This window comes from Corallococcus sp. AB049A (assembly GCF_003668885.1).
GTDB classification, from domain to species: Bacteria; Myxococcota; Myxococcia; order Myxococcales; family Myxococcaceae; genus Corallococcus; species Corallococcus interemptor.
This window is the reverse complement of record NZ_RAWL01000654.1, coordinates 1-3,142: the sequence shown is the minus strand read 5'-3', so window position 1 is coordinate 3,142 and position 3,142 is coordinate 1. Positions and strand designations below refer to the sequence as shown.

At 70.2% G+C, this 3,142-nt stretch carries 3 protein-coding genes; 1 reads left to right on the top strand and 2 read right to left on the bottom strand.

The window, feature by feature from the left end:
- Positions 1–896: SDR family oxidoreductase (locus D7X55_RS37835; RefSeq protein ID WP_199747322.1), on the top strand; the 896-nt coding region annotated here is incomplete at its 5' end.
- Between the two features lie 17 nt (positions 897–913).
- On the opposite strand, the gene D7X55_RS37830 is transcribed toward D7X55_RS37835, so the two are convergent.
- Both D7X55_RS37830 and pgm read right to left on the bottom strand, forming a co-directional pair.
- Positions 914–1,270 (bottom strand): DoxX family protein, encoded by a 357-nt coding sequence (locus D7X55_RS37830; RefSeq protein WP_121725571.1) that lies wholly within the window; start codon positions 1,268–1,270, stop codon positions 914–916.
- A 57-nt stretch (positions 1,271–1,327) separates the two neighbouring features.
- Positions 1,328–2,965 (bottom strand): phosphoglucomutase (alpha-D-glucose-1,6-bisphosphate-dependent), encoded by a 1,638-nt coding sequence (gene pgm, locus D7X55_RS37825; RefSeq protein ID WP_121725570.1) that lies wholly within the window; start codon positions 2,963–2,965, stop codon positions 1,328–1,330.
- Positions 2,966–3,142: the final 177 nt, after the last annotated feature.

Sequence of the window (3,142 nt, the reverse complement as noted above, 5' to 3'; positions counted from 1 at the left end):
GTCTCGGACGCAGCGGAGGTGCGGCCGTGGTGAGCGGGCCGGTGCTCGTCACGGGGCCCACGGGCAACGTGGGGCGGGCGGTGGTGCGCGCGCTCCTGGCCGAAGGGGTGGCGGTGCGCGCTGCGGTGAAGTCGCCGGAGCACACCGCGTCGCTGCTCAAGGAGATGGACGGGGACGTGATGCCGGCGCCGCTGGACTTCCTGCGGCCGGAGACGTTCCTCCCGGCGCTGGAGGGCGTGCGGGGCGTGTTCCTGATGCGGCCGCTGGCCATCGCGCACGCGGAAGGAGCGCTCAACGCGTTCATCGACGCGGCCGCCACGCAGGGCGTGAAGCAGGTGGTGTTCCTGTCCATGGCGGGCGCGGAGAAGAGCGCGTGGGCTCCGCACCACGCGGTGGAGGCGCACCTGATGCACTCCACCGTGGGCTGGACGCTGCTGCGCCCGGCGTTCTTCGCGCAGAACCTGGGCGACGCGTACCGCGAGGACATCCGCCAGGACGGCCGTCTCTACATGCCGGCGGGGCACGGCCGGGTGGCCTTCGTGGACGTGCGCGACGTGGGCGAGGTGGCGGCGCGGGCGCTCCTGGACACGTCCCTGCGCAACCGCGCCTTCACGCTCACCGGGCAGGAGGCGGTGACGTTCGACGAGGTGGCGTCCGTGTTGTCGGAGGTGCTGGGGCGGCCCATCCGCTACGTGCCCGCGTCGGTGCCCGGCTACCTGCGCCACCTGCTCCAGCGCCGGTTGTCGTGGGGCCAGTCAGGCCTGCAGACGCTGATGCACGTGGGGCTGCGCTTCGGGAAGGCGGAGCGGGTGGACCCCACGCTCACGAACCTGCTGGGACGTCCCACGCGCACGGTGCGCCAGTACATCGAGGACCACGCGCCGCTCTGGCGCTGACGAAGGCTCCGGCGTGCTCAGGCGTACCAGAGCGCCCACGCGATGAGCACCACCTGCAGCGGCAGGCGCGCCCAGAGCAGCTGCCGGGGAATCTTGCGGAACTGCTCCGGGTGCCGGGCCATGTGGATGTTCGCGGGGAACACCGCCACGAGCAGCGCGACGAGTCCCCAGGCCGCGAGCCGCGTGGTGGCGGGCACCAGCAGGAAGATGCCCAGCAGCACCTCCGCCACGCCGCTCAGGAGCACCAGCTCCCGGTGCCACGGGAGGTACGGCGGCATGATGCGCATGTACATGCGGGGCTTGAGGAAGTGGTTCACCCCCGCGGCGACCATGAACAGCGCGAGCACGTACTGCAGGATGGTTTTGACGTCCATGGACGGTGGAGCTCCTCGCGCGGCATCGAACCCCGCGCGAGGCGCCCGCGTCCACGCCTACTTTCCGGCGAACGCCTCACCGACGATGGCGCGCGCTTCCTGGACGATGGTGTCCAGGTGCGCCTGGTCGCGGAAGCTCTCCGCGTAGATTTTGTACACGTCCTCCGTGCCGGACGGACGTGCGGCGAACCAGCCGTTCTCCGTCGTCACCTTGAGGCCGCCCAGGTCCGCGTTGTTGCCCGGCGCGCGCGTGAGGCGCTGGAGGATGGGCTCGCCGGCCAGCGACGTGGCCTTCACCGCCTCCGGCGACAGCTTCTTCAGCGCGGCCTTCTGCGCGGACGTGGCCGGCTGATCAATGCGCGTGTACAGCGGCGCGCCGAACTTCTTCGTCAGTTCTTGATAGTGCTCGCCGGGGTCCTTGCCGGTGCGCGCAAGAATCTCCGCCGCGAGCAGGTCCAGGATGATGCCGTCCTTGTCCGTGGTCCACACGGTGCCGTCCTTGCGCAGGAAGGACGCGCCCGCGGACTCCTCGCCGCCGAAGCCCAGCGAGCCGTCCAGCAGCCCGTCCACGAACCACTTGAAGCCCACGGGCACCTCCACCACGCGGCGGCCCAGGTCCTTGCCCACGCGGTCGATGAGGCTGCTGCTCACCAGCGTCTTGCCCACCGCCGCGTCCGCCTTCCAGCCCGGCCGGTTGCGGAAGAGGTAGTGGATGGCGACGGCCAGGTAGTGGTTCGGGTTCATCAGCCCCATGCTGCGGGTGACGATGCCGTGGCGGTCGGAGTCCGTGTCGTTGCCGAACGCGAGCGCGTACTGGTCCTTCAGCTTCACCAGGTTCGCCATGGCGTACGGCGACGAGCAGTCCATGCGGATCTTCCCGTCATGGTCCGCGGGCATGAAGCCGAAGGTGGGGTCCACGGTGGGGTTCACCACCGTGAGGTCCAGGCCGTACCTCTGCGCGAGCGGCGCCCAGTAGGCCAGGTTGGAGCCACCCAGCGGATCCGCGCCCAGCTTGAGCTTCGCGCCCCGGATGACGTCCAGGTCCACCACGTTCACCAGGTCCGCGACATACGGCGTGATGAAGTCGTACGGCTTCACCGTGGCGCTGGAGCGCGCGCGCTCATAGGGGACGCGCTGCACGCCCTTGTTGCCCGCGGCCATCAGCTCGTTGGCGCGCTTCTCCACGATGGAGGTGACGTTCGTGTCGGCGGGGCCGCCGTTGGGCGGGTTGTACTTGATGCCGCCATCCTCCGGCGGGTTGTGGGACGGGGTGATGACGATGCCGTCCGCGAGCCCGCTGGTGCGGCCCCGGTTGTACGTGAGGATGGCGTGGGAGATGACCGGCGTGGGCGTGGCGCCGTCCGTGTAGCGGACCTCCACGCCGTGCGCGGCGAGCACTTCCAGCGTGGTGCGCTGGGCGGGCTCGGAGAGCGCGTGCGTGTCCATGCCCAAAAAGAGCGGGCCGTCATGGCCCTGCTGCTTGCGGTACTCGCACAGGGCCTGCGCCACCGCGAGGATGTGCGCCTCGTTGAAGCTGCGGCGCGCGGCGCTCCCCCGGTGACCGGAGGTGCCAAAGGCCACGCGCTGCTCGGCCACGGACGCGTCGGGCGTGTCGTCGTAGTACTGCGCGCGCAGCTTGTCAGGGTTGATCAGCAGGTCGCGCGAAAGGGGCTTGCCAGCGGAAGGGTGTGCCATGACGGGGCCACCCTAGCCGCGCGCGCCTTCAGAGGGGAACCGAAGTCACGGGCCCTGTCGCGCGCCGCACCCGTCTTGACGCGCTCCGTCCAGTAGCGGGCGGGGCGCGGACAATCAGGACTGTCTCTTATACACAGCTGACGCTGCCGACGACTTAATAGGTGTAGCTCTCGGCGG

What these genes read in the sequence shown, in the direction of transcription:
- pgm (WP_121725570.1), bottom strand. Translation starts at nt 2,965, where the DNA reads ATGGCACACCCTTCCGCTGGCAAGCCCCTTTCGCGCGACCTGCTGATC.
- D7X55_RS37830 (WP_121725571.1), bottom strand. Translation starts at nt 1,270, where the DNA reads ATGGACGTCAAAACCATCCTGCAGTACGTGCTCGCGCTGTTCATGGTC.